Raw genomic sequence first — 438 nt, 5'->3', positions numbered from 1 at the left:
CCAACTGGACCTTCGACCCGGTGCGCAAGCAGTACTTCTTCCACCGCTTCTTCTCCCACCAGCCGGACCTCAACTACGAGAACCCGGCCGTGCAGGAGGAGATGATCTCCGCGCTGCGGTTCTGGCTTGACCTCGGCATCGACGGCTTCCGCCTCGACGCGGTGCCGTACCTGTACGCCGAGGAGGGCACCAACTGCGAGAACCTCCCGGCGACCCACGAATTCCTGAAGCGGGTCCGCAAGGAGATCGACGCGCAGTACCCGGACACGGTGATCCTCGCCGAGGCCAACCAGTGGCCGGAGGACGTCGTGGACTACTTCGGCGACTTCGAGTCCGGGGGCGACGAGTGCCACATGGCGTTCCACTTCCCGGTGATGCCGCGCATCTTCATGGCGGTGCGGCGGGAGTCGCGCTATCCGGTCTCGGAGATCCTGGCCA

Annotated in this window: 1 protein-coding gene; it reads left to right on the top strand. The window is 65.5% G+C overall.

Going from position 1 to position 438, the window contains the following annotated elements; genetic code table 11:
* On the top strand, nucleotides 1-438 hold a 438-nt coding region (locus E4U92_RS35625), incomplete at both ends, for an alpha-amylase family glycosyl hydrolase (RefSeq protein WP_241681810.1).

This window comes from Streptomyces galbus (assembly GCF_005280195.1).
In the GTDB taxonomy this organism is placed as follows: Bacteria; Actinomycetota; Actinomycetes; order Streptomycetales; family Streptomycetaceae; genus Streptomyces; species Streptomyces galbus.
The sequence above is the reverse complement of the archived record's forward strand: the minus strand, read 5'-3'. Positions and strand labels throughout refer to the sequence as shown.